The 24,783-nt window shown below is 73.2% G+C and carries 20 protein-coding genes; 8 read left to right on the top strand and 12 right to left on the bottom strand.

Annotation, left to right across the window (positions count from 1 at the left end; all coding sequences use genetic code 11):
* The first annotated feature begins 66 nt into the window (after positions 1–66).
* The gene (locus tag ACQ0O7_RS35300; RefSeq protein WP_430788886.1) at positions 67–978 is read left to right on the top strand and encodes an Acg family FMN-binding oxidoreductase; all 912 of its coding nucleotides are present in this window, start codon (positions 67–69) and stop codon (positions 976–978) included.
* 11 nt (positions 979–989) lie between these two features.
* On the opposite strand, the gene ACQ0O7_RS35295 is transcribed toward ACQ0O7_RS35300, so the two are convergent.
* Positions 990–1,397 carry a DUF2000 family protein gene (locus ACQ0O7_RS35295; protein ID WP_430788884.1) on the bottom strand — a complete coding sequence of 136 codons (408 nt, stop codon included), beginning with the start codon at positions 1,395–1,397 and terminating at the stop codon, positions 990–992.
* 50 nt (positions 1,398–1,447) lie between these two features.
* Between ACQ0O7_RS35295 and ACQ0O7_RS35290 the strand changes: the two genes are divergently transcribed.
* The gene (locus ACQ0O7_RS35290) at positions 1,448–2,260 is read left to right on the top strand and encodes an AraC family transcriptional regulator (RefSeq protein ID WP_430788882.1); all 813 of its coding nucleotides are present in this window, start codon (positions 1,448–1,450) and stop codon (positions 2,258–2,260) included.
* A gap of 695 nt (positions 2,261–2,955) precedes the next feature.
* On the opposite strand, the gene ACQ0O7_RS35285 is transcribed toward ACQ0O7_RS35290, so the two are convergent.
* The 11 genes from ACQ0O7_RS35285 to ACQ0O7_RS35235 all read right to left on the bottom strand — a co-directional run bounded on the left by ACQ0O7_RS35285 (position 2,956) and on the right by ACQ0O7_RS35235 (position 14,634).
* Positions 2,956–4,566 carry an L-lactate permease gene (locus ACQ0O7_RS35285; RefSeq protein WP_430788880.1) on the bottom strand — a complete coding sequence of 537 codons (1,611 nt, stop codon included), beginning with the start codon at positions 4,564–4,566 and terminating at the stop codon, positions 2,956–2,958.
* A 95-nt stretch (positions 4,567–4,661) separates the two neighbouring features.
* Positions 4,662–4,850, bottom strand: a complete 189-nt coding sequence (locus ACQ0O7_RS35280) for a hypothetical protein (protein WP_430788878.1) — start codon at positions 4,848–4,850, stop codon at positions 4,662–4,664.
* Between the two features lie 357 nt (positions 4,851–5,207).
* A complete protein-coding gene (locus tag ACQ0O7_RS35275) occupies positions 5,208–5,753 on the bottom strand; it encodes a TetR/AcrR family transcriptional regulator (RefSeq protein WP_430788876.1) in 546 nt (181 codons plus the stop codon).
* Between the two features lie 5 nt (positions 5,754–5,758).
* Positions 5,759–6,916: a glycosyltransferase gene (locus ACQ0O7_RS35270; protein ID WP_430788874.1), complete on the bottom strand. Its 1,158-nt coding sequence runs from the start codon at positions 6,914–6,916 to the stop codon at positions 5,759–5,761.
* A gap of 385 nt (positions 6,917–7,301) precedes the next feature.
* The gene (locus tag ACQ0O7_RS35265) at positions 7,302–8,801 is read right to left on the bottom strand and encodes an amino acid adenylation domain-containing protein (RefSeq protein WP_430788872.1); all 1,500 of its coding nucleotides are present in this window, start codon (positions 8,799–8,801) and stop codon (positions 7,302–7,304) included.
* The gene (locus ACQ0O7_RS35260; protein ID WP_430788870.1) at positions 8,798–10,234 is read right to left on the bottom strand and encodes a class I adenylate-forming enzyme family protein; all 1,437 of its coding nucleotides are present in this window, start codon (positions 10,232–10,234) and stop codon (positions 8,798–8,800) included. The genes ACQ0O7_RS35265 and ACQ0O7_RS35260 overlap by 4 nt, the downstream gene beginning before the upstream one ends.
* Positions 10,221–12,149, bottom strand: coding sequence for a beta-ketoacyl synthase N-terminal-like domain-containing protein (locus ACQ0O7_RS35255; protein WP_430788868.1), 1,929 nt, complete (start codon positions 12,147–12,149; stop codon positions 10,221–10,223). The genes ACQ0O7_RS35260 and ACQ0O7_RS35255 overlap by 14 nt, the downstream gene beginning before the upstream one ends.
* A complete protein-coding gene (locus tag ACQ0O7_RS35250; RefSeq protein WP_430788866.1) occupies positions 12,146–12,622 on the bottom strand; it encodes a 3-hydroxyacyl-ACP dehydratase FabZ family protein in 477 nt (158 codons plus the stop codon). Before ACQ0O7_RS35250 ends, ACQ0O7_RS35255 begins: the two co-directional genes overlap by 4 nt.
* Positions 12,619–13,014 (bottom strand): acyl-CoA thioesterase, encoded by a 396-nt coding sequence (locus tag ACQ0O7_RS35245; RefSeq protein WP_430788898.1) that lies wholly within the window; start codon positions 13,012–13,014, stop codon positions 12,619–12,621. The genes ACQ0O7_RS35250 and ACQ0O7_RS35245 overlap by 4 nt, the downstream gene beginning before the upstream one ends.
* Before the next feature lie 2 nt (positions 13,015–13,016).
* Complete coding sequence (locus ACQ0O7_RS35240) at positions 13,017–14,369, bottom strand: aminotransferase class III-fold pyridoxal phosphate-dependent enzyme (RefSeq protein ID WP_430788864.1); 1,353 nt, start codon at positions 14,367–14,369, stop codon at positions 13,017–13,019.
* Positions 14,370–14,373: 4 nt separating this feature from the next.
* Positions 14,374–14,634: an acyl carrier protein gene (locus ACQ0O7_RS35235; RefSeq protein WP_430788862.1), complete on the bottom strand. Its 261-nt coding sequence runs from the start codon at positions 14,632–14,634 to the stop codon at positions 14,374–14,376.
* Between the two features lie 191 nt (positions 14,635–14,825).
* Between ACQ0O7_RS35235 and ACQ0O7_RS35230 the strand changes: the two genes are divergently transcribed.
* From ACQ0O7_RS35230 to ACQ0O7_RS35205, 6 genes are read left to right on the top strand one after another with little or no spacing between them, the layout of a single operon-like run.
* The gene (locus ACQ0O7_RS35230) at positions 14,826–18,083 is read left to right on the top strand and encodes a non-ribosomal peptide synthetase (protein WP_430788860.1); all 3,258 of its coding nucleotides are present in this window, start codon (positions 14,826–14,828) and stop codon (positions 18,081–18,083) included.
* The gene (locus ACQ0O7_RS35225; protein ID WP_430788858.1) at positions 18,080–19,318 is read left to right on the top strand and encodes an MFS transporter; all 1,239 of its coding nucleotides are present in this window, start codon (positions 18,080–18,082) and stop codon (positions 19,316–19,318) included. The genes ACQ0O7_RS35230 and ACQ0O7_RS35225 overlap by 4 nt, the downstream gene beginning before the upstream one ends.
* Entirely contained in the window at positions 19,315–22,218 is a 2,904-nt protein-coding gene (locus ACQ0O7_RS35220) for a type I polyketide synthase (protein ID WP_430788856.1), read from the top strand. Before ACQ0O7_RS35225 ends, ACQ0O7_RS35220 begins: the two co-directional genes overlap by 4 nt.
* Positions 22,215–22,982 carry a thioesterase II family protein gene (locus tag ACQ0O7_RS35215; RefSeq protein ID WP_430788854.1) on the top strand — a complete coding sequence of 256 codons (768 nt, stop codon included), beginning with the start codon at positions 22,215–22,217 and terminating at the stop codon, positions 22,980–22,982. Before ACQ0O7_RS35220 ends, ACQ0O7_RS35215 begins: the two co-directional genes overlap by 4 nt.
* Positions 22,933–24,480 carry an acyl-CoA dehydrogenase family protein gene (locus tag ACQ0O7_RS35210; protein ID WP_430788852.1) on the top strand — a complete coding sequence of 516 codons (1,548 nt, stop codon included), beginning with the start codon at positions 22,933–22,935 and terminating at the stop codon, positions 24,478–24,480. Before ACQ0O7_RS35215 ends, ACQ0O7_RS35210 begins: the two co-directional genes overlap by 50 nt.
* Positions 24,477–24,710 carry an acyl carrier protein gene (locus ACQ0O7_RS35205; protein ID WP_430788850.1) on the top strand — a complete coding sequence of 78 codons (234 nt, stop codon included), beginning with the start codon at positions 24,477–24,479 and terminating at the stop codon, positions 24,708–24,710. The genes ACQ0O7_RS35210 and ACQ0O7_RS35205 overlap by 4 nt, the downstream gene beginning before the upstream one ends.
* Positions 24,711–24,783: the final 73 nt, after the last annotated feature.

The following is a 24,783-nucleotide window of genomic DNA, read 5'->3' as shown; positions in this document are numbered from 1 at the left end:
CGCGGGTGGGCCCCGATAGGACTTCCGGCCCTGCCCGGTACGACCTCGGGGGGCCACGCTGGAGACATGACCTCCCGGACGGCAGTTCTCGCTCACGCGGCGCGCCTGGCCCGGCACGCCCCCTCGATCCTCAACACCCAGCCGTGGCAGTGGCGGATCGGCCGGCACACCGCCGAACTGCGCCCGGACAACGCCCGCCTGCTCGCCCAGGTCGACCCGGAGCACCACCTGGCCCTGCTCAGCTGTGGCGCCGCGCTGCATCACGCGGTGGTGGCGATCCGGGCGCGAGGCTGGGACGTGGCGGTGGACCGGGGCACCGACCCGCTGGCCCGGATCACCCTGGCCGGGACGGCCGCCCCGGAGTTCACCGACCTGGCCGCGGCGATCACCCACCGGCACACCGACCGGCGGCCGTTCGGCGCCCAGCCGCCGTCCGGGGAGATCATCGCGGATCTGCGGCGGGCGGTCCTCCCGCACGGCTTCGACACTCATCTGGTACGCCGGGACGAGGTCCCGCTGCTGGCCGCCGCCACCGCCCGGGCCGCCTCGGACGCCGCGCACCGCCCCGGGCACACCGCCGAGGTCGCGCACTGGGCGTCCGGCGGCTCGTCGGCCGGCGGGATCCGCCCGGTGCCGATGCGGGCCCTGCACGGCCCGGCCACCGGCGACGGCGACATCGGCGCCCGCTATCTGATCCTGCACGGCGGCGCCGACCGGGAGTGGCTGCGCGCCGGCGAGGCACTGTCCGCGCTGTTGCTGACCGCGACCGTGCGCGGGGTGTCGTGTTCGCCGATGAGCGAGCTGGTGGAGGCGCCGTGGCCGCGGGGGTTGCTGGCCACCCTGATCGGCGGGGCGGCCCACCCGTACCTGGTGATCCGGATCGGCTACCCGGTGCACGACGAACCGCCGCCGGCCGCGTCACGCCGGCCGGCGGCGGAGACGACATCGTCGATGTTCACGGGCGCGCTGCCGCTTTAGGGGTGCTCGTCCTACGGGTGCATCGCCGCGCCTTTGACGATCTTGTCGACCAGGTTGCGCGGACCGTGCACGGCGATCCCGGCCAGATCCAGATCGGCGGTACGCACCGCGCGCACCGCCTCCCGGTTCGCCGCGTCGTGCCCGGTCGCGAACAGATCGGTGGTGAAGATCGACATCGTCACCCGGCCGAGCGCCCTCCCGTGCGCGCCGGCGAGCAGCTCCTTGCCGCCCTGGAAGACCATCACCGGCTGGCGGAACATCGGCAGGTATTCGGCCCCGTCGGCGTCGACGTACGGCTGCCCCATCACCTCGGGCACCGCCGTCCCCAGCCCGGAGACGAGGAAGGCGGTCACGTTCAGGCGCTGCCAGGTCAGCAGGTCGTCCCGCAACAGGACGGCGATCTTGGTGTCGAACCTCATGCGCCCCATCGTCGCCGGAACGCCACCACCAGGTCTTGTACGATTTTGACGTGCCCCTGCTGAAAGCCTGGCGGCCGGATCTGCCCGGTGTCGCCGAGGTGTTGCACGCGCGGTTCGACGAGCACGCGTACCCGATGCACGCCCACGACACGTGGACGGTCCTGCTGGTCGACGACGGGGCGGTGCGCTACGACCTGGACCGGCACTCCCGGGGCGCGTTCGGCGACCTGGTGACCGTGCTGCCACCCCGGGTCCCGCACAACGGGGTGTCAGCACGTCCCGGCGGTTTCCGCAAACGGGTCCTCTACCTGGACGAGGACCAGCTGCCGGCCGCCCTGATCGGCGCCAGCGTGGACACCCCCGCCATCAGCGACCGCATGCTGCACGCCGCCCTGTCCCGGGTGCACCGCCTGGCCACCGACCCCGGCGACGCCCCGCTGGCCGAGAGCCTGCTGGTGTCCGCCCTGGACCGCCTGAGCACCCACCTGAGCGCCCCCGCCCGATCACCGGGCTCCCTCGCGCGATCGCTCGGCGCCACCGCACAGTCACCGCCGAGCACCCCGGCCGCCCACGCCCTCCGCGACCTGCTGGAGGCCCACTTGGTGGACGGCCTGTCGCTGTCGAAGGCGTCGGCGAGCCTGCACTTCGACGCCGCTCATCTGGTCCGCTCGTTCCGCCGGGAGTTCGGCATGTCCCCTCACCAGTATCTGATCTCCCGCCGGGTAGACCTGGCCCGCCACCTGATCATGGCCGGTCACCCACTGGGCCACACGGCAACCGCCGCCGGTTTCCACGACCAGCCCCACCTGACCCGCCACTTCAAACGCATCCTCGGCGTGACCCCGGGCCTCTTCGCCCGCTGACCCGGGCCTGTCGGGCGCACACCCTCACGGTTCGCCCGCACCGGTCAGACCGAGGACACCGGCGCGGGAACACGACCGGTGCACGGTGATGCCCCGCCGGGCGCGGGGAGTCTTGTTCCAGACCGCCTGATCACTCGCGGTCACTCCCTCGCGCGAGCGACTCGCCCAGCGGCGATCTTGGTGGATTCACCACCGTTTCGAGCCTTGCTCTTGGCCGCCTGATCACTCGCGGTCAATCCCTCGCGCGGGCGGCCCGCTCAGCCGAGATCTTGGTGGACTTACCACCGTTTTCGGTGGTAAATCAGCCAAGGTCGGCCAGGGCGGAGCCGGAAGGCGGACACGCGCGAGGAATTGACCGCGAGCGGGACAGTAGCTGAGGAGACAGACTCGAAAAGGTGGTGAACTACCAAGATCGGCCAGGGCGGGGCCGGAAGGCGGACACTCGCGCGGGGACCGTGAGCGGGGCGGCAGCCACGAACAGGATTGCGGGGCGCCGGCGTCCGCACACGAACCGCGACAGTGCGCCCGCACCGGGGCGAAGTCGAGCCACCCGGCCGAGGACTTGCCCACCACCCGGCATCCCGCCAAGACGAAGACTCGACAACGGTGGCGGATCCGCCAGAAGCGACCCGCAGCGAACGCTCGCGTGGGCGATCGACCGCGCACGGGCCGCAGCGGAGATCACCCCGGGTCGATCACAGCACCATCCAGCTCAGCACCGGTGTCGCCTGCAGGGTGACCAGCACGCACATGAACAGCAGCAGGACCAGGCTCCAGCCGATCACCCGGCGGAAGATGTCGCCTTCCTTTCCGGCCATGCCGACGGCGGACGCGGCGATCGCCAGGTTCTGAGGGCTGATCATCTTGCCGAGTACGCCGCCGGACGAGTTCGCCGCCGCCAGCAGCACCGGGTCCAGGCCGGCCCGGACCGCGGTCTGCACCTGCAGCGCCCCGAACAGGGCGTTGGCCGACGTGTCGGAGCCGGTGACGGCCACCCCGATCCAGCCGAGGATCGACGACAGGAACACGAAGGCCACCCCGGCGGCGGCGAACGACTCGCCGAGGGTCGCGGTCTGACCGGACTGGTTGAGCACGTACGCCAGGGCCAGCACCGCCATCACCGTCACGATGGCGTGCCGCAACTCGGCGTAGGTGCGCCCGTACGCCCGGATCGCGGCCCCGGCGCCGACCCGCAGCACGATCGCGGTGAGTATCCCGGCCAGGATCATCAGGGTGCCGGCCGCGGGCAGCCAGCCGAACGTGAAGTCGATCGACGACAGTGGTCTGCCGTCGGTGCCGAGCACGTCCAGGCCGGGCCATGCGAACACCACCGTCCACGGCTCGCCGGCCAGCATCCGTTTGACCGGGCCGAGGTTCACGATCGAGAAGATCACGATGATGATCGCGTACGGGGCATAGGCGCGCACCACCTCGGCCCGCGGATCCGGCCGCCCGGTGTCCGGAACGGCCCGCCGCAGCCGCAGGAAGGCCACCACCGCCCCGGCCGACAGCAGCGCGGCGACGATGTCGGTGAGCGGCACCGAGATGTAGTTGGACGCCACGAACTGGGCCACCCCGAACACCAGCCCGGCGACCAGCGCCACCGGCCACGTCTCGCGCACACCCCGCCGCCCGTCCACCACGGCGACCAGCACCAGCGGCACCACCACGGCCAGGATCGGGGTCTGCCGGCCGACCATCGCCCCGAGTGTCTCGGTGGTCAGGCCGGGGTCGGCGACGGCCCCGGAGGTGACGGTGCCGAGGGTGACGATGGGGGTGGCCAGGGCCCCGTACGCGACCGGCGCGGTGTTCGCGATCAGTGCGACCGCGGCTGCTTTCAACGGGGCGAAGCCGAGCGCCATCAGCATCACCACGGTCACCGCGACGGGGGTGCCGAATCCGGCGAGCGCCTCCAGCAGCGCCCCGAAGCAGAACGCCACGATGATCGCCTGGACGCGCATGTCGGGGCTGACCCGTTCCATCGACCGGCGCAGCACGTCGAAGTGGCCGCTGACGACGGTCAGGTTGTACACCCAGATCGCGTTGACGACGATCCACAGGATGGGGAAGAACCCGAACGCCGCCCCCTCACTCGCCGACAGCAGCGCCTGGCCGGCCGGCATCGAGTAGATCCCCACCGCGACGGCGAGGGCCACTCCGAGCGAGATCAGGCCGGCCAGCCAGGCGCGCATCCGCACCACGCCGAGCAGCACGAACAGGGTGAGCAGCGGCAGTGCGGCGAACACCGCCGACCACGCGACGGAACCAGCGACCGGATCGGTCACGATCGTGAACTGGTCGAACATGGGCACACATCCAAGTTCGTCGATCACTTTGGAGGTAATCTACACCCGGTTCACGACCCCGCGCCCACTCGCCCGGCCGGACTCCACCGCCGGCGTCACCCGCGGCCGAAGAGGAAACTCACGGCGGAGATCCCGATGCCGCAGACGGCGACCGCGGCACCCCCACCCGCCGCCCACCCCGCCGCGGCGGCACCGGTGACACCAGCGGCGACCAGTCCGGCCACCACACCGACGACCAGGGAGCCGAGCACGCACAGCGCCAGCCAGACCAATCGCTGATCCATCGTCTCGGCCCCACCGGCCCTGCCCGAAGCTCCCCCGGCCCCGCCCGAAGCCCCATCGGCCCCGTCCAAAGCTCCACCCGCCCCGCCCGAACGTCGCTGCTCCCTGCGTGACATGTCTGTTCAATCCTTTGATCAGGTTTGGCCCACCAGTTGTAAGCGGCTGTTCACCAATGTCAGCAGCGCCGGGTGGACAGCGAGGCGGGCGCAAGTGAACGCAGATTGAACACGTCGTCACCGAAGGCTCACGTACGCCTTAGGGCAGGGTGTCGAACAGGTGAACAGCGCCCCTGATGACGGATATCTCGGCATATCTGGTCCGGTGCTTCACCGGAACGAGACCGGCCCGACTCCCTGTCGTCACCCGGCCAGCAGCCGCCGCAGACGGGGAGCCACCGGGTCCGCGGCGAAGCCGGTCAGACGGTGCATGATCAGGCCCTCCACCGTCGCCAGCAGGGTCTCCGCCAGCTGCCGTTCCCCCGGCACGCGCAATGACCCCAGCACGGCCGCCGTCCAGTCGACGATCAGGCCGCGGTCCTCGTTCAGCTCCGCCAGCAACGACGGCTCCGCCACACCCTGCACGAAGATCACGAACCGGGCCGCGGTACGCACCCGGGACGGCCCCGTCGCATCCGCCACGAACGCGGCGAACACCCCGGCCAGCTCGTCCCGGTCCGCGGGTGGGTGCGCGTCCAGCAGAACCCGCAACGCCACCGCGTCCAGCTCCCGCAACCGGGCCACCGCACCGGACACCAGAGCCGCACGGGTCCGGAAATGATTCGACGCCGAGCCGGCCGGCAACCCCGCGACGGCATCCACCCGCGCATGACTCAACGCGTGGATGCCACCCGTCCCGAGCACGTCCAGAGCCGCGTCGGCGATCCGCACAGCGGTGGCACCAGGCACGCCGCCTACCCTAACGACCGGCGGATCACCGCCACCGCGGCCCCGGTCCCGTCCTCCGCGGCAAGCCGCTCCGCCACCGACCGCGCCCCGGAACGGTAGTCGTCAGCCGAGGCCACCGCGGAGATCAACCGGTCCACCGTGGCCCTCCGCAACGGCACCGGGGCCGGGCCGGCGCCCAGCTCGGCCACCCGGCGCGCCCAGAACGGCTGATCCGCGGTGAACGGCACCACCACCGACGGCACCCCGGCCCGCAACGCCGCCGCCGTCGTCCCCGCACCGCCGTGATGCACCACCGCCGCCATCCGCGGGAACAGCTCGGCATGCGGCTCATCACCGATCACCAGCACGTCCGGGCCCGGCACCCCGTGCTGTGTCACCACCCGCCGGCCCAGCCGCGCCGCCGTCTCCGCCACCAGCGCGTCCGCGCCCGTCGCCGAAGTGCTTCCGAAACCCAGGTAGACCGGCGGATCACCGGCGTCCAGGAAGCTCCGCACCCGGGGCGACAGCCCCCGGCCGGCGGGTGGCCACCAGAACCCGGTCATCGGGCGGTGCGCCGGCCAGTCCGGGGTCGGGGGCAGGACTGTGGGGCTCACCCCGTACACAATCGGCCATCGCTCTTGATCCATCCGCCGGAACGTCGCGGCCGGGCCCGACCGGCGCAGGCCGAGATGACGCCGCAACTCCGCGGTGGCGGCGGCGAACGGCGCCTGCCCCAGCAGCCGGAACGCCCGCGCGGCCGCGTGATTGCCCCAGCCGCCCAGGTCGCGGGTGGTCAGCATCGGTGGCGGAAACGCCCTGGTCGGCTCCAGCGGCTGCAGGAACGCGCCCATCGTGGCCGCGCCGGTCGCCTCCGCCACGTGATAGCCGAGCCAGCCCATCGGGGCGAGCAGCAGCAGGTCCATGCCGTCGGCGGCGGCCGCGATCGCCCGGCCGACGGCGGTCCAGCGCTCGGCCAGCAGACGGGCCAGGCGGGTCGAGGTGAGCGGTCCGCTGCCGGTCAGATCAACCGGCAGCGGTACGAACTCCCCCGCGACATACCCCCGTAGCACCTCGTTGGCGGCGATCGTGACGTGCTCGCCCGCGGCGGTCAGCGCGTTGCCGAGCGCCGCGTAGGGCACGACGTCGCCGCGTGTCCCGAGAGTCACGATCAGCACGCGTGCCATGCGGTAGAAGCTACTACGATCATAGTAGTCAGGCAACGCACACCGCCTGGGTCATCCTAGGAGGCTAGTCAACCGCCTAGCGGATGGCGCGTGGGGCGAACCCGGTCAGAGGGCGGACCAGGTGAGCGGACACGATCCCCGTCCGGCAGCTCGGGACAGCGCCCCGGCACCGCCGGACGATCACCGGCAGGCGTCCGTGCGCCGCCGGCGGGCCGGGACCCCAGCCGCCCGCACACAAACGACGATCGTGCCCCACCAGCGGGCCGAGACCTCCAGCCGCCCGCAACAGACGACGATCGTGCGCCTGAGGGGGAATCCCCCGGCCGGGACACCGACGTCCCGTGGCGAGTTCCGGCGCGGATCGCGCCGGAACTCGCCACGGGCTCTACGCCTCCGCTAGGCCTCTACGGTCGATCTTTCCGCTGGGCGTGCGCGGAAAGGTCGACGCGGTCACGAACCGGGACGGGATCATGTACGGCGGCAACCGTTCGGCCAGGATCCGGCGGGTTTCGTCCGGGTCGAAGCCGGTGCCGGCCGGGACCACGTGGGCACGCAGGTAGCGGCTCTCGGCGGTGTCGCCGCCGACGGTCACCACCGCCTCGGCGACCGTCGGCAGGTTGCCGAGCAGGGTTTCGATCTCGCCCAGTTCGATCCGGAAGCCGCGCACCTTGACCTGGGTGTCGCCGCGCCCCAGGAACTCCAGCAGGCCGTCCGGGCGGCGGCGGCCGAGGTCGCCGGTGCGGTAGGCGGGCAGGGACGGATCCGGCGGGTACGGAACGTAACTGCGCGCCGACCGTTCCGGCAGGTTCAGGTAGCCGGGGCCGACGCAGTCGCCGGCGATCCACAGTTCACCGGCCTCACCGGTGGGCAGTTCGGTGCCGTCCTCGCCGAGCACGGTGACCACGCTGTTGCGGATCGCCACGCCGACCGGGGGCAGGTCCGGCCAGGCCGCCGGATCACCGGACAGCACGTGCCAGGTGGACACGTGCGTCTCCGTGGTCCCCCACTGGTTGACCAGGTGGCAGCCGTCCAGGCGGGTGAACAGGTCCCGGACCCGCGCGTTGCACTGCACCTGCTCACCCGAGGTGAGGATCTCGCGCAGCGGATGCCGGGCCGGGTCGGCCAGGGCCGCGAACAACGCCAGCGACTGGATCGTCACGAACGGGGTGAACAGCCGGTTGACCCGCTGGCTCTCGATCCGGTCGAGCAGCAGTTGCGGGTCGAGCCGGTCGTCCTCGGTGCAGCACACCACGGTTCCGCCGGCGCCGAGCGTGCTGTAGATCTCCTGGAAGGTGACGTCGAACGAGGCCGGCGCGAACTGCAGGGTGCGGTCCCCGGCGCCGCAGACGCTCTGTTCGATCTGCCAGACGATCAGGTTCGCCAGGTTGCGGTGGTCGTAGCGGACGCCCTTCGGCCGCCCGGTCGACCCCGACGTGTAGACCAGGTAGGCGAGGTCGGGGCCCAGGTCCGGGAACGGTCCGTCGTGGTTCCGGTGGGCGAGGACCAGATCGCCGTGGGTACGGGTGGGAGTGGTCCCGCCGAGCCCGTCGAGGGGGACGCCATGACCGAGGATCAGCCGTACGCCGGAGTCCTCGCACATGAACCGCAGCCGCTCGGCCGGGTAGGAGACGTCCAGGGGCACACAGACCGCGCCCGAGCGCATGATGCCGACGATGCCCACGACCAGGTCGGTGGAACGTTCGGTGTGCAGGCCGACCGCGTGCCCGGGGCCGGCGCCCAGTTCGTGCAGGTGTGCGGCGATCCGGCCGGCCCGGTCCCACAGCTCCCGGTAGGTGATCGGCACCCCGTCGATCCCGACGACCGCCTCCCCGTCCGGTCGCGCCTCGACCTGTGCGGCCACCATGCGGAGCACCGGTGTGGTCACTTGTGCCATCCTTCCTCGGCGTAGGGCTGGACGATCACCGCGCGCGGCCGCTCCGCCCGCAGCAGGTGCCGGCTCAGCTCCCGGTGGTAGGCGCGGTCCTGGCCGGGTCCCGGCTCGTCCACGTAGATCTCCAGGTCGTAGTGGGTGTCCGCGCCGTCCCGGTGCACCCGGGTGACCGCGCGGCGCACCCCGGCCAGCCCGGCGGCGAGGGTGCGCACGGACGGCAGCCAGACCTTCTCGCCGTTGACCGTGACCGAATCGGATATCCGGCCCCGGAACCAGTGGTAGCCGTCGCCGTCGATGTCGAACAGGTCGCCGGTGGCGATGCTCCCGTCCGGCCGCGGCTTTCCCTCCGGTACGCGTTCCAGCATCGCCGTGTCGGTGTGCACCAGCAGTTCCCGGGTGCCGTCGGCCAGCGTGCTCGGGCGCAGGCTGGTCCGCACGCCCGGCAGCGGCAGACCGGCCGAACCGTGCCGGCGCCCCGGTTCGGCGTGTGCGGCCAGGGTGCTGACCCGCGGGCCGGCCTCGGTCAGGCCGTACGTCAGGTACAGCTCACCGCCCGGGACCACGCCGAGCAGCGGGGCCACCAGTTCCGGGGGCAGATGGTCGCCGCCGATCGTCAGGGCGCGCAGTCCGCGGGGCAGCGTGAGGCCTTCGGCGAGCAGCCGGCGGACCAGCACCGGGGTCAGCGAGGAGATCGTGACGTGGTGTCGTTCCAGGGTGCGGGCGTAGTGCCGGACCGTGAACGGGGGGCCGGAGATGATCAGGTGGGAGTCTCGGGCCAGAGCGGCCAGGCATTGGGCCACGAGGGCGTAGGAGAAGTACATCGGCAGCGTGACCAGCAGGGTGTCGCCGGGGCGCTGTCCGACGGCGTCGGCGTGCCGGGTGGCGTTGCGCAGCAGCCGGTCGATGTGGTGCACGCAGCCGGTGGCGATGCCCGAGGTGCCGGAGGTCGTGATGATCACGCTGCCGTTCGGGTAGGACCGCGGCGTCCCGGCGAACCGGGAGATCTCGACCAGCCGGCGGGGTGTCTCGCCGGGCGCCGCCTGCTGGGGTCCACCGGGGCCCGGTGTGTCGCCGGCACGCGTGGTGAGGCGGGTTATCACGCCGGCCGCTCCGCACGAGGCGGCGATGGCGGTGAGCCGGGCGGTGCCGGCGCCGGGTGGCACCGGGACCGGGGTCAGGCCGGCCCGCAACACCGCGAAGAAGGTGGCCAGCAGGGCTTTGCCGTTGGGCATGGCCAGCAGGATCGCGCTGCCGGCGGGCAGTCCGGCGGCGGCCAGATCCGCCTCCAGATCAGCTGGCGACGGGCCGTCCCCGGATGACCGGGCACCGCTGCCCGACGCGCGGCCACCGGGCGGCGGGAGGTCGCCCGGGTCGAGGACGTCGACGGTCCGGGCGAGCAGCGCCTCGACGGCGTCACCGCGCCACATCGGCCGGTCCCAGGATCTCGCTGTGCACGGTGTGCCGGCCGGTCCCGTCCACCGTGTGGCCGGTCAGCACCACGTGGCGCGCGGCCCCGGAGGCGAGCCAGCCGTGGGCGACCGCGCGGGCCGCCTCCCCACCGGTCCGCGGGGTGGTGGCGAAGGTGAGGGTCGGGCCCCGGAAGCCGTGCACGATGCAGCTGATGCTTCCGGCCGTCCCCGGGCTGGCCGCCGCGAACCGCATCGGCGACAACCGCCCGTCCGCCACCGCCGCCGCGACCGCGAGGATCGTGTCGCGGGTGCAGTGCGCGCTGACCAGGATGTGCCCGACCTCGTCCGGCTCGGTCAGCGCCTCCCCCGCCCCGTCCCGCAACGCCGCCCCGACCGCGTCGGCGACCAGCCAGGCCACCGGGTCGGCGTAGCGGGCGGGCACAGCGGCCGGGATCCGGCCGGCCCCGTCCCAGGTGGCGGTGCCCACGCCTCGGCCGATGACGGCGGGCGCCTCATCCGCGACCACGGCGACGGGGTCACCGCTGGCGGCATCCCGGTCGGCACCGCCGGTTCCCCGGCCGGCGATCACGGCGTCGCGGGCACCTTCCCGGGCGGGCCGGCCGGCACCCTCGGTGTCGAAGGCCAGGCAGGTGTTGAAGCCGCCGAAGCCCAGGGTGATGCTCAGGCCGATGCCGGGACCGATCGGGGCCGGGGCCGTCGCGCCCGGCAGCGGCAGCGGAAAGCCCGGCATCACCCGGCGCAGCCCGGCCACCGGTGGGACGGTGCGGTCGCGGAGGGCGAGCAGCACCGCGATCGCCTCGACCGCTCCGGTGGCGCCGAGACTGTGGCCGAGGGCGCCCTTCGTGGCGAAGACCGTGGGTGCCGCGCCGCCGGTGGAGACCAGGGGTGCCGCGCCGCCGGTGGAGACCAGGGGTGCCGCGCCGCCGGTGGAGACCAGGGGTGCCGCGGCGACGGTGGAGACCAGGGGTGCCGCGGCGACGGTGGAGACCAGGGGTGCCGCGGCGACGGTGGAGACCGAGGGCGCCGCGGCGACGGTGCCGATCGTGGCGGGCTCGCCGGCGGTGAAGATGCGGGCCAGGCTGCGGGACTCGACGTCGTCGTTGACCCGGGTGCCGGAGGCGTGTGCGTTGATCGTGCTGACGTCCGCCACCGTCCGCCCGGCCGCGGCCAGGGCCCGTTCGACCGCGCGGACCACGGTGTCACCGGAGGGATCGGGGGTGGTGGCGCCGGTGGCGTCGTTGGCCGAACCCGCGCCGATCAGACGGCCGTACGAGCGGGCGCCCCGGGCCCGCGCGGACTCCACCGATTCGAGGACCAGGAATCCGGCGCCCTCACCGAGGATGGTGCCGTCCCGGTCGGCGTCGAACGAGCGCAAGGTGGTCGGTGACATGGTGCCGAGCAGCGAGTGGCCCCGCCGTTTGGCGGTGGTCAGCACGTCCGCGGCGCCGCACACCACCAGGTCGGCCACGCCGGTGCGGATCAGTTCGGCACCGGCGAGCAGGCTGTCCGACCCGGAGGAGCAGGCGGTGGACAGCGACAGCGGTGCCCGGACCAGGCCGAGGTCGTCGGCGACCCGGTGGCACCAGGCGTCCAGCGGTTCCCCCGCGGAGTCGTCGAGGTGGGCGCCGTAGCTGGTGCCCAGTACGGCGTACAGGAGCGGATGTCCGGGGGTGACTCCGGCGTCGGCGAGCGCGGCGGCGATGGTGTCCCGCGCCAGGATGTGCTGCCGCTCGGACGGTTCGGTGTCGTCGAGGCCGGGCACCGCGGCGGCCCGGTCGTTGCGCAGGCCGGGCTCGCCGGGGACCGGGCGGATCCCGGACTCACCGGCCAGCAGCGCCCGCCACACGCCGTCCCGGTCGGCGCCCAGCGCGGTGGACCAGGCCAGCCCGGTGACCCGGACCTCGGTGGTCACCACAGGGGATCACCGAGGTCGGCGGCTTTGATCCGGATCAGGTTGCCGCGGAATCTGGCGACCACGGTGTCGTCCACGGTGACCTTGGCGGAGAAGAAGAAGGTGTTGCCGAGGATCCGGTCGCAGCGGGTGTGGAAGGTGACCTGGTCACCCGGGACGACGATCTTGGTGAAGCGCGAGTGGACCGTGCCGACCAGGGTGATCTCGTCGTCGGCCAGCCGGGACGTGCTCAGCTGGAACAGGATGATGCCGGACTGGGCCCACGCCTGGGTCAGGTGGCTGGCCGGGTAGATGGCCCGCTCCGGGAAGTGGCCAGCGATGGCGTCCTGCGCGCCGGACACCGACAGCCGGCTGGTCAGGAACTCGCCGGGCTGGTAGTCGAGGACCCGGTCCAGGTAGAGCATCGGGTGCCGGTGCCGCAGCCAGCTCTTGATCTCGGTGAAACCCATGGTCCGCGCGGTACGGGTGGTCATGCGGACATCTCCTTCAGCGCGGTGGCGAGCCGTCCGGGGACGGCGGTGGGCTGGCCCGACGTGTCGACGACGCCGAGGACGAGGGTGCCGGTGGCGAGCGGCCCGGCGGTGCCGTGCACCGTGCCGGACATCCGGATGCTGGCCGGGCCGACGTGGTCGGCGGTCACCTCGGTACGCACCCGGTCCCGGAACCGGGCGCTGGCGTGATAACGCATCCGCGATTCCACGACGACCAGGGAACAATCGTCCCCGGCCAGCACGGAAAGGCCGATGCCGAGCCGTTCGAGATTCTCCAGAACGGCGGTTTCCAGCAACGATGAATAGCGAGTGAAATGGACCACACCGGCGGCGTCGGTGTCGACGTGCTCAATACGTGTCTCGACACTTTGCATTGTCACTTCAGGGCCACCTGGAATGCGCGGGAACCCTCGGCCAGGCGTTTCGCCATTTCCGCGACGTCGGCGGTGGTCGCGATCAGCGGCGGCGCGATGCGCATGGTGGGGAAGACATAACGCATTCCCCGGGTACGCCGCCCGGCCCCCGACATGAACTCCACGTACACGCCGTGCCGGATCAGGGTGGTCCGCAGGTCGCCGAGGCGCTGGGCGGCGGCCTCGGTCAGCTCGACGCCGTGCATCACCCCCACCCCGCGGGCCTCCCGGTAGAGCCCGGGGAACGCGGCGACCAGGTCGGTCAGGGCCGCCGAGATGACGTACGACAGATCGCCGGCCTGCTCGACCAGCTTGGTGTCGGCCAGGTGCCGCAGGCCGGCCCCGATCACCGCGCAGGTCAGCGGGCGCAGGTCGGAGGTGGCCACCGCGCCGGTCTCCCGGGCCGACAGCTCACGCCGGGCGATCACCATCGAGGTGGAGAGCGCGCCCATGCCGAGGCTCTTGCCGATCACCGTGATGTCGGTGCGGATCGGCCCGTCGTCGTCGGTCATCCCGAAGAACCGGCCGGTCTTGGCGAAGGTGAGCACCTCGTCGGCGATCAGCAGGGCGCCGTGCCGGCGGCACAGCCCGGCCATCTCGCGCAGGTATCCGGCCGGCGGGACCAGGATCCCGGCGTCGCCCTGCACCGGTTCGATCACCACGGCCAGCACCCGGTGGCCGTGTTCGGCGAGGAGACCGGCGGCCACGGACGCGTCGCCGTACGGGATGTGCCGGACCGTCACCCCGTGCGGCCCGGCGCTCAGGTCGGGCAGCCCGATCCGGTAGTGACGCCGGTTGAGCAGCGGCAACAGCCCGCCGGTCCAGCCGTGCCAGGCGCCCTCGAAGGCGACGATCAGATCCCTGCCGGCCTTCTCCGGGACCGGCTTGAGGGTACGCATGTCGAACCGCGACTCCAGGGCCAGCCGCAGGGCCAGTTCCATGCCCTCGGAGCCGGAGTTGCGGCCGCTGACGTGGTACTCGTCACCCGGGAACGCGTCGGCGAACAGCCCGCCGTCGCCGAACAGCCCGGTGAGCAGGCGGCCGCGTTCGGCGGAGGCGATCTCGTCGGTGACGTAGCCGGTGGTGCGGACGGCCTCGGCGAGCGCGCCGGCGATCACCGGGGAGCCGGCGCCGAGGCAGGCGCTGGCGTAGCCGCCGCTGGCGTCCATCACTTCGAACTCGCGGCCGGCCGCCGGGCCGTCGAGCTCGACGAAGCGCTGGGTGAGGCCGCTGCCGCCGGTGCTGCCGAACGGCAGTCGTGGGCCGTAGTGGTTCATCTGGAGCCGGCGGTCGGCCCAGGTCTCGGGCCCGCGCACCGGCTCAGACACGCTGGGCCGCCTGCAGGTCGCGGATCAGCGCGGCGACGGAGTTGATGCTGGTGAAGTTCTCCGGGCTGAACTCCTCGTCGGAGATCTTGATCCCGAAGTGCTGCTCGCAGAGCACGCGCAGTTCGACGAAACCGAGCGAGTCCAGGCCGAACTCGGTACGCAGCCGGTCGTCGGCACCGATCTCCGCCTGCGGAACCTCGACGAACAGGTCTTCCACGAGCATTTTCCTGAGAGCGAGCTGAATGTCGTCCATCGGTTTTCCCTTCACAGCTGGGGCGGCGCGGCTCACGCTAAACAAACCTGACCGTGATGATCAACGTGGATGGTGACAATTTTTCACTCTTAACCTGCGGGCCATTACGCATTTACGGACCGTTCTTTTGACAACTTTGTGGACGGTCGTAAACGATCTTCCGTGCGTCAATACAAGGAATGGCGGTGCCGATGCGTGACACCATTTCCCGGAATGGCCTGACCAGCACACAGCAGGCGATCTGGCTGGCCGGGGAGCTACACCCGGGCTCAGCCGTCAACAACGTCGCGGTGGCGTTCCGGCTGACCGGCCCGCTGGACGTGCCGGCGTTGCGCGCCGCGTTCACCCGGGTCCTGGCCCGGCACGGCGTGCTGCGCACCGCCTACCCCGGCGGCGTGCCCCGGGTCACCCCACCGGCCCCGTTCGACCTGCCGCTGACGGACGGCCCCGGCCCGGCTCCGGGCTTGGCCTCCCCCTCGGCGCGGCCGGGCGGTGCGGGAGCGGACGCCTGGGTGGACGCGCCGTTCGATGTGGAGCGCGGGCCGCTGGTCCGGGCCCGCCTGGTGCGCACCGGCGAGCACGAGCACGTCCTCACCGTCGTCCTGCACCAGCTGGTCAGCGACGGGCCGTCCCTGCATCTGCTCTTCGCCGAACTGGCCGCCGGATACGCGGGCGAACCCGCCCCTCCCCCGCTGCCCGCCCAGTTCCACGAACTGCCGCACCACGACGACCCCGGCGCACTCCCCTGGTGGCGTGAGGCCCTCGCCGGCGCGCCGACCCGGCTGGAGTTGCCCACCGACCGCCCCCGCCCGGCGATCCGCGACGCCACCGGAGCCGTCCACCTCTCCGTGCTGCCGGCCGAGGTGATGACGGCCGTGACCGATTTCGCCGGTCGCGAGCGGGTGACCGGTTTCGTGGTGACGCTGGCCGCCTACGGGGTCTGGCTGTCCCGGCACACCGGCCAGGACGACCTGCTCGTCGGCACCCCGGTGAACACCCGCGCCACGGCCGGGACCAGCGCGATGATCGGCATGTTCGCGGCCACCCTGCCGGTCCGGATCGACCTGACCGGCGAGCCCACCTTCCGCACCCTGGTCCGGCGGGTCCGGGACGCCGTCCTGGACGTGCTGACCTTCCCGGCGGTCCCGTTCGAACAGCTCGCCACCGAGCTGGACCCGCACCGCGACCCCGGCCGCACCGCCCTCTACCAGACGTTGTTCACCTACGAGCCGTCCCCGCTGGCCGAACCCCGCTTCCCCGGCCTCGTGGCCACCCCGGTCGACGTGGTCCCGTCGGCCGCCAAGGTGGATCTGGACCTCAACCTGATCCGCCGAACCCCCGGCGGCGACGACTTCCTGCTGACCGTCGCCTACCGCCCGGCCCTGTTCGACGAGTCCACGGTGACCGCTTTCGCCGACCGCTACCGGCGCCTGCTCACCGCCGCGGTGACCACCCCGGACACCCCGGTCCACACCCTGCCCGTGCTCAGCCCCACCGAACGGCGGGCAGTCCTGCACGACTGGTCCGGCGACGCCGAACGGCACCCGCGGACCGACACCGCGCTCGGGCGGATGCGGGCGGAGCCGATCGGGCCGGCCGCCGCGGCGGAAGCGCCGTCGGTGGAGGTGGCGTTCGCACGCCGGGCCGGCGCCACCCCGGACGCCGTCGCCGTACGGCACGGTGGCGTGAGCCTGACTTACGCCGGGCTCGACGCGCTGGCCGCCGGATACGCCGAGAGGCTGCGGGCGGCCGGAGCGGGGCCGGGCGTGCTGGTCGCGGTCCGGCTACCGCGTGGTCCGCAACTGATCGCCGCGCTGCTCGGTGTGCTGCGATGCGGGGCCGCCTACCTGCCGCTGGACGTCGACCATCCGGCGCCGAGGATCGCCACACTGATCGCGACGGCCCGAGCCACCCTGCTGCTCGACGGCCCGCGAACCCCGCCGGCGCCGATCGGTGACGGCGAGGTGACGGGTGAGCCGCACGATGCCGGGCTCGCCTACGTGCTGTTCACCTCCGGGTCCACCGGCGTCCCGAAACCGGTGGCGGTGTCGCGGGCGGCGCTGGGGGCGCATGCCCGGGCGGTCTCCTCCGTCTACCGGCTCGGGCCGGCGGACCGGGTGCTGCAGTTCGCCGGGCCGGCGTTCGACGTGGCCGCTGAGGAGATCTTTCCGACGCTCGCCACCGGTGGATGTGTGGTCCTGCGGGCCGATCCGGCGCCCGCACCCGCCGAACTCAGCCGGTTCCTGGACGACGAGGGTGTCACCGTCGTCAATCTGCCGTCCAGCTACTGGCAGGCCTGGCGGGCCACCCTCACCGGGCGGCCGGCCACGTTGCGGCTGGCGGTGATCGGCAGTGAGCCGGTGGCGGTGGCCGAGACGGCGGCCTGGGCGCGGTTCCCGGGCATCGAGTTGATCAACGCGTACGGCCTGACCGAGACCACCATCACCGCCACCGTCCACCACGTGACCGGTACCGAACAGGGTGCGGTGCCGATCGGCCGGCCGCTGCCCGGTGTGGTGGCCCGGGTGCTCGGGCGGCACGGGGAGCCGGTGCCCCCCGGGGTGCCCGGTGAACTGCACATCGGTGGCAGCGCACCGGCCCTCGGGCATCCCGGCGATCCGGAGCGGAGCGCGGCCCGGTTCGTACCGGATCGGTTCGGCCGGCCCGGTGACCGCCTGGTCCGCACCGGCGACCTGGCCCGCTGGCTGCCCGGCGGAATCCTGGAACTGCTCGGCCGCCGCGACGGCCAGCTGAAGATCCGCGGCCACCGGGTGGAGCCGGGCGAGGTGGAGGCGGTGCTGGCCGCCCACCCGGAGGTGAGCCGCGCGGCGGTGACCGCCTTCCCGGACGGCCGCGGCGGTCACCGGCTGGCCGGGTTCGTGGTCACCCACGGCGGCGGAGGCCGGGAGACCCCCGATGGCCCCCACCGCCGCGAGAGGCGGGAGGTTCCCGGTGATCTTCGGGGCTGGCTGACCGCGCGGCTGCCGTTGTACCTGGTCCCGGAGACGCTGACCGTTCTTGACGATCTCCCGGTGACCGCCGGGGGCAAGATCGACCGGGCGGCGCTGCCCCGGCCGGAGTCCCGCACCGCGACCACGGCGGCCGCGGTGACCGATCCGCCCCGGCCCGGCGCCGAGCAGGACGTCGCCGGCATCTGGCGGAGCGCGCTCGGTGTCGAGCGGATCGGGCGGCACGACAGCTTCTTCGACCTGGGCGGCAGCTCGTTCACCGCGGTCACCGTGCGGGCCGGGCTGGTGGAAGCGCTGGGCCGGGACATCCCGATGGTCACCCTGTTCGAGCATCCGACCGTGGCCGCACTGGCCGCGCACCTGTTCGCACCGGAAACCGCGCCGGAAGGAGCCGGGCCGGAGCCCGGAACGGAGAGAGACCGGCTGCGTGCCGGTCGTGCACGTCTGATGAACCGCCGCACGCCCAAGGAGAAGCCGTGACCACCCGCGCCTGGCCGGTGCCGAGTTTCCGTAACCTCTGGTTCGCCCAGTCGGTGAGCCTGATCGGCACGCAGATCACCCTGCTGGCGTTCCCGCTGGCCGCCCTTCTGCTGTTGGACGCCTCGGCGTTCGAGGTCAGCCTGCTGGCCACCCTGGAGTTCGCCCCGGTCCTGCTGCTCGGCCTGCCGGCCGGGGCGTGGATCGAGCACATGCCGCGCCGCCCGGTGATGGTGATCTCCGACCTGGCGCGGGCCGCCGCCCTGCTGGTGGTGCCGGTCGCGGCCGGGCTGGACTTCCTGAGCATGCCGCTGCTGTACGCGGCCGCCTTCGTCATCGGCCTGGGCACGCTCTTCTTCGACGTGGCACAGATGTCCGCGCTGCCGGAGCTGGTCGACGAGGAGCAGCTGGTCGACGCGAACTCGAAGCTGGAGTTGTCCCGCTCGGTGGCGCAGGTCGGCGGGCCGGGCGCGGGCGGCCTGATCGTGCAGCTCTTCAGTGTGCCGATGGCGATCCTGGTGGACGCGTTCACCTATCTGGCGTCGGCGTTGTTCCTGCTGGGGGTGAAGCCGAAGCGCCCGCCGCAGCCGCCGGAGGAGCCGCCCGCGCTGCTGCGCGACATCCTGGCCGGCATGCGGTACGTGTTCCGGCACCCGGTGCAGCGCCCGCTGCTGATCTGTTCGGCGATCGCCGACCTGGCGTTCGCGGCGGTGCTGGCGCTGCAGGTGGTGTTCGCGGTGGACGAGCTGGGCCTGTCGGCGGGCATGGCGGGTCTGGTGATCGCGATCGGTAACGGTGGCGGGGTGCTGGGCGCGGTGCTGGCCGGGCCGCTGGCCGGGCGGATCGGCACCGGCCCGGCGTTCCTGGTGTCGATCGTGCTGTTCGCGGCGGGTGCGGTGGTGTTGCCGGTGTCGCCGGGGCCGGTGACGTTCGCGGCCGGGTTGTTCCTGGTGTTCACCGGCGCGGTGATCTTCAACGTGCTGCAGATGACGCTGACGCAGGTGGTGACGCCTCCGGCGCTGCTGGGGCGGACCAACTCGATCTTCCGGTTCGTGTCCTGGGGCATGGTTCCGGTGGGCGCCGCGGTGGGTGGTCTGCTGGTCGGCTCGTACGGCCTGCGCGGGGTGTTCTGGATCGCCGCGGTGATCGTGGTGCTGTCGCTGGTTCCGCCGCTGTTCTCGCCGGTGCGCGGACTGCGTGATCTGGAGGCCGACGAGCCGGAGCAGGTGACCGCGTGAGTGACGGGCACATCGCCGTGGTCGGGATGGCGGGCCGGTTCCCCGGCGCGGAGGGCCCGGAGCAGTTGTGGGAGGCGATCAGCTCCGGCACCGATCTGCTGACCCGGTTCCCGGCGAAGGACGGTGACCCGGTCCCGGCGTACGGGATCATGCCGGACGCCGACGCGTTCGACGCCGGGTTCTTCGGGTATCCGCCGGGCGAGGCGCTGATGATCGATCCGCAGCAGCGGGTGTTCCTGGAGTGCGCCTGGAGCGCGCTGGAGGACGCGGCGTGCGTCCCGGACACGTACCCGGGCGTGATCGGGGTGTTCGGTGGCAGCGGCGACACCGATCATCTGGCGAGGCTGCGCGAGCACCGGGACCTTTTCCCGGGGGTGTCCGACTGGCAGTTGCGGCTGGGCAGCGGGATGGACTTCCTGACCAGCCGGGTGGCGTACAAGCTGAATCTGACCGGGCCCGCGGTGACCGTGCAGACGGCCTGTTCGACGTCGCTGGTGGCGGTGCATCTGGCGGTGCAGGCGCTGCTGGCCGGGGATTGTGATCTGGCGCTGGCCGGTGGGGTGACGGTCCGGGTGCCGCATCCGGACGGCGATCCGGGCGACGACGGGGTGCTGTCCCGGGACGGGTTCTGCCGGTCGTTCGACGCGGCCGGGTCCGGCACCGTCTCCAGTGACGGGGTGGGTGTGGTCGCGCTGAAGCGGCTGGACGACGCGCTCGCCGATGGGGACCGGGTGCACGGGGTGATCCTGGGCTCGGCGGTGACCAACGACGGCGCCGCGAAGGTGGGTTTCACCGCGCCCGGGGTGGCCGGGCAGAGTTCCGCGATCCGGGCCGCGCACCTGGTCGCGGACGTCGAGCCGGCGTCGATCGGCTATGTCGAGGCGCACGGGACGGCGACCGCGCTGGGTGATCCGATCGAGGTGCGGGCGCTGTCGGCGGCGTTCGGTTCCGGCGACGCCACGCTCGGCTCGGTGAAGTCGGTGATCGGGCACACCGACGCGGCGGCCGGTGTGACCGGCCTGATCGCCGCGCTGCTCGCGCTGCGGCACCTGACGCTGCCCGCGGTCGCCCATCTCACGCACGCCCATCCCGGGCTGGGGTTGGCGCAGAGCCCGTTCGCGGTACGCACGGAGAGCGCCCCCTGGCCGCCCGGCCCGCACCCGCGCCGGGCCGGTGTCAACTCGCTGGGTCTCGGCGGCACCAACGCGCACGTGGTCGTCGAACAGGCCCCCGAACCGGAGGTACGGCCGGGGCCCGCCGGCCCGTACCTCCTCCCCGTCTCGGCCCGCACCCCGGAGGCCCTGGCCGACGCCCGCACCCGTCTGGCCGCCCGTCTGACGGCCGAGCCGGGCCTGGATCCGCGGGACGTGGCGGGCACCCTGCGGACCGGCCGGCGGGCCTTCGCGCACCGCTCGTTCGTGGTGGCCGGTGACCTGGCCGGGGCGGCCCGCGCGCTGCCGTCGGCGGCCGGGGCGGTGGCCGGGGACGATCGTGCGGTGGCGTTCCTGTTCCCCGGTCAGGGCGGGCAGCATCACGGCATGGCCGCCGACCTGTACGCCGCCGAGCCGGTGTTCCGCACCGCGATCGACGAATGTGCCGAGCTGGCCGGGCCGGAACTCGGCTACGACCTGCGCGACGTCCTCTATCCGGGCGCCGACCGCGAACTCGCCGAGGCCCGGCTGCGGAGCATGACGGGTTGTCAGCCGGTGCTGTTCGCCGTCCAGCACGCCCTCGCCGAACTGTGGCAGTCCCGGGGTGTCCGGCCGGCCGCGGTGCTCGGGCACAGTCTCGGGGCGTACGCGGCGGCGCACACCGCCGGGGTGATGTCCCTGCCGGACGCGATGCGCCTGGTCCTGGCCCGGGGCCGCCTGCTGGACACCCTGCCGGACGGCGCGATGCTGGCGGTCGACCTGCCCGAGGCGGACCTGTTGCCGTGGCTGTCCGGCGAGGCCGAACCCCGCGTGGTCATTTCCGGTGCGGATCGCACCGGAAATGACCACGCGGGTGAAGCCGGCGCCGAGCGGACCGGAAGCGGCCACGCGGGTGAAGCCGGGCGGGTGTCGATCGCGGCGATCAACAGTCCGGGGCAGTGTGTGGTCACCGGGCCCGCCGACGCGATCGAGAGCCTGCGGCGGCGGCTGACCGCCGGTGGGGCCGGGGTGCGGCCGCTGCGGATCAGCGCCGCCGCGCACTCCGCGCTGGCCGACGGCATCCTCGACGACTACGCGGCCGTCGTCGCCACCGTCACCCTGAACCCGCCGCGGATTCCGTGGGTGTCCGACCGTACCGGCGAATTCGTCTCTTCCGTCGACGGCGGCTACTGGGCCGGGCATCTGCGGGACACGGTGCGGTTCGCCGGCGCGCTGGACACCCTGCTCGGGTCCGGTGAGCACATCCTGCTGGAGGTGGGGCCGGGGCGTACTCTCGGCGGTTTCGCCCGGCCACGGCCGGTGATCCCGAGCCTGCCGCACGCCGCTGAGGACGCCGGGGGCGCGGTCACCTTCCTGGAGGCGACCGGGGCGCTCTGGCAGTCGGGTGTCGACGTCCACTGGCCGGATCCGCCGTACGCCCGCCGGGTCTCGCTGCCCACCTATCCGTTCCGCCGCGACCGGTTCCGCCTGGATCAGCGGCCGGTCCCCGATCCGCGGCCGGCCACTGATCCGGAGCCGGAGCCGGTGCCGGCCACGGTCCGGCTGGTGGCGGAGGTGTTCGCCGACGTGCTGGGCCTGCCGGAGATCGGCCCGGACGACGACTTCTTCGCCCTCGGCGGGGACTCGCTGACCGCCACCCGGATCCTGACCGTCCTCAACGGCCGGACCGGCCGCTCGGCCGGCGTGCGCGCGGTCTTCCAGGCCCGCACCCCGGCCGCGCTGGCCGCCGTCTTCGAGGAGGACCGGTGACCTGGCTGCTGCGCCGCCGTCCCCGCCCGCGGGCGCCGCTGCGGATGTACGTGTTCCCGCACAGCGGCGGCACCCCCGGCGAATACCTGCGCTGGGCCGACGCGCTGCCCGATGTCGAGGTGCACGGCGTGCAGTTCCCCGGGCGCGGCGGCCGGTACACCGAGGCCCCGTTCACCCGGATGGCCCCGGCGGTGGCTGCGCTGCTGGCCGCCGTGGAGTTCCGGGCGCCGTTCGTGTTCTTCGGGCACAGCCTGGGCGCGCTGGTCGCCTACGAGACGGCGCTCGCGCTGCGGGCCGCCGGACGACCACAACCCTTGCGGTTGTACGCGTCCGCCTACCGCGCCCCGCACCTGCACGACCCGGGACCGGACCTGTCGGGGCTGGCCGGCGCCGCGCTGGTGGCCGCGATCGAACGGGATCACGGCCCGCTGCCGGCCATCGTCAAGGACGATCCGGAGCTGCTGGAGATGACCCTGCCGGTGCTTCAGGCCGACCTGGGCATCGTGGCGTCCTACCGCTACGCGCCGCGGCCGCCGCTGGACTGCCCGGTCAGTGTGCTCGGCGGCGCCGGCGACCATGAGACCCCCGAACAGCTGGCCGCCTGGGACCGGCACACCACCGCCGGGGCCGACGTGCGGCTGTTCCCGGGCGGCCACTTCTACTTCCGGGAGCGCGACGATGACCTCCTCCAGCACCTCGCCGAGCGTTCTCACGATGATCTATCGCGGACACGTACCGTGGAATCTCCTGACGCCCTTCCCTGACCCGGAGCCGGACCCGGCCGGGGACGCGGCGGTCGCACTGGCCCGCGAGGTGCTCGGCCGGCACGTCGATCCGGTCGCCGGTGGGCTGCCCGACGATCTGCTGCCGGCGTTGCTCGACGCCGGCCTGCTCACCCTGATGATCACCCCGGAGCTGGGTGGTGGTGGCCTGAGCTGGGCGGCCGCCTGCCGGGTGGTGGAGGAGGCGGCCCGCTGGTCGATGGCGGCGGCCTACGCGATCGCCATCAACAACGGCTTCGGTTCCGGTGTCTACCTGACCGCGCTGCCGCCCGGCCCGCTGCGGGAGCTGATCGCCGGCCGGGTCGCGGCCGGCCTGTTCTCCGGCGGCGCGGACGCCGAACCCACCGGAACCGCCAATCAAACCCGGACAACGATTGCCGTACGCGTGGACGACGCCTACGAGTTGACCGGCACCAAGGTGTTCATCGGCAACGCGCCGGTGGCCGGGCTGATGGACGTGTCGGCCACCCTGGACGGCGAGGTGCGGCTGTTCTTCGCCGACACCGCCGCCCCCGGTTTCGAGGTGGTGCACACCCACGAGTTCATGGGCCTGCACGGCGCCCGGATCGGCATGATCCGCCTGGACCGGGTGCGGGTGCCGGCCGGGGCGCTGATGCCGGAGCTGTCCGACGGCTGGCGGATGCGCCCGGACGGCACCGCCGAGCCCGGCGTGCCCGATCCGGCGACCGACCTGGGCCTGCTGGCGCTGCTCGGCCGGCATCTGGTGATCAGCGGCCCGTCGCTGGCCACCGCCCGGGCCGCGCTCGGCTGGCAGCGGGAGTTCGCGGCCCGCCGGCACATCGACGGCCGGCCGCTCGCCACCTATCCCGAGGTGGCCCGCCAGGTCACCGAGACCGAGGCGGACGGCCATCTGATCGAGAGTGTGCACCTGTGGTGTGTGCACGACGGCCGCACCGACCGGCGCCCCGACCTGGAGGCGGCGAAGAACGTGATGTCCCGGGCGGCCTGGCGGGCGGTCGACGACACCCTGTCGATGCTCGGCGGTGAGGGGTACGAGACGGCGGCGAGCAAGTCGGCCCGGGGCGCGGTTCCGTCCCCGGTGGAGCGGGCCTTCCGCGACGCCCGGGGCCTGCGGGTGGCCGGCGGGGTGGACACCATGCTGGACAAGTGGTCCGCCGAGGCCGCCCTGCGCGACTGGTCACCCGCCGCACCGTGGCCCGCCGCACCGCCGGGCGGCTCGGGCTCGGCCGACATGCGCCGGGTGGACGCGGACGCGGCCCGGCTGGCCGGGTACTGCGCGCGGCGGCCCGGGGGCCAGCGCACCCGGATCCTGCTCGGCCGGATCGCCGGCGAGCTGTTCGGCCAGGCGGTGACCCTGGCCCGCGATCCCGGCCACCGCCTGGCCCGGACGGTCTGCGCCCGGTCCCGGTACCGGCTGGCCGCCCTGTTCGCCGAACTGGACGACACCGACTTCGACACCGACTTCGGCACCGACTTCGACACCGAGGAGATCGCATGACCCCCGAACAGCTCGAACCCGCCCTCACCGCGATCTGGCAGCGGGTCTTCGAGGTGGACCGGATCGCGCCGGGCGACGACTTCTTCGCCCTGGGCGGCCACTCCCTGCTGGCCATCCGGATCGCCGCCGAGGTCCGCGGCGAGCTGGGCGTGCCCCTGCCGGTCCGGGCCGTCTTCGACCACCCCACGGTCTCCGGCGTCGCGGCCTGGCTCGCGGCGCGAACGCGCTGACGGGCGTTCGCCGAGGAGGTGTCCCGGTGGCCGCCGACCGCCGGCGCGCTCGGGCCGGGCTGCGCCAGCCGGA

It is taken from the genome of Actinoplanes sp. G11-F43 (assembly GCF_050589265.1).
GTDB lineage: Bacteria > Actinomycetota > Actinomycetes > Mycobacteriales > Micromonosporaceae > Actinoplanes.
Note: the sequence above shows the minus strand (reverse complement) of the source record. Positions and strands in the feature narration are given on the sequence as shown.

Bases quoted from the DNA above. Each gene is read 5' to 3' on its own strand.
- ACQ0O7_RS35300 (WP_430788886.1), top strand. From the start codon at position 67: ATGACCTCCCGGACGGCAGTTCTCGCTCACGCGGCGCGCCTGGCCCGG.
- ACQ0O7_RS35295 (WP_430788884.1), bottom strand. From the start codon at position 1,397: ATGAGGTTCGACACCAAGATCGCCGTCCTGTTGCGGGACGACCTGCTG.
- ACQ0O7_RS35285 (WP_430788880.1), bottom strand. From the start codon at position 4,566: ATGTTCGACCAGTTCACGATCGTGACCGATCCGGTCGCTGGTTCCGTC.
- ACQ0O7_RS35280 (WP_430788878.1), bottom strand. From the start codon at position 4,850: ATGGATCAGCGATTGGTCTGGCTGGCGCTGTGCGTGCTCGGCTCCCTG.
- ACQ0O7_RS35270 (WP_430788874.1), bottom strand. From the start codon at position 6,916: ATGGCACGCGTGCTGATCGTGACTCTCGGGACACGCGGCGACGTCGTG.
- ACQ0O7_RS35260 (WP_430788870.1), bottom strand. From the start codon at position 10,234: ATGTGGCGCGGTGACGCCGTCGAGGCGCTGCTCGCCCGGACCGTCGAC.
- ACQ0O7_RS35250 (WP_430788866.1), bottom strand. From the start codon at position 12,622: ATGACCACCCGTACCGCGCGGACCATGGGTTTCACCGAGATCAAGAGC.
- ACQ0O7_RS35245 (WP_430788898.1), bottom strand. From the start codon at position 13,014: ATGCAAAGTGTCGAGACACGTATTGAGCACGTCGACACCGACGCCGCC.
- ACQ0O7_RS35235 (WP_430788862.1), bottom strand. From the start codon at position 14,634: ATGGACGACATTCAGCTCGCTCTCAGGAAAATGCTCGTGGAAGACCTG.
- ACQ0O7_RS35230 (WP_430788860.1), top strand. From the start codon at position 14,826: ATGCGTGACACCATTTCCCGGAATGGCCTGACCAGCACACAGCAGGCG.
- ACQ0O7_RS35210 (WP_430788852.1), top strand. From the start codon at position 22,933: ATGATCTATCGCGGACACGTACCGTGGAATCTCCTGACGCCCTTCCCT.
- ACQ0O7_RS35205 (WP_430788850.1), top strand. From the start codon at position 24,477: ATGACCCCCGAACAGCTCGAACCCGCCCTCACCGCGATCTGGCAGCGG.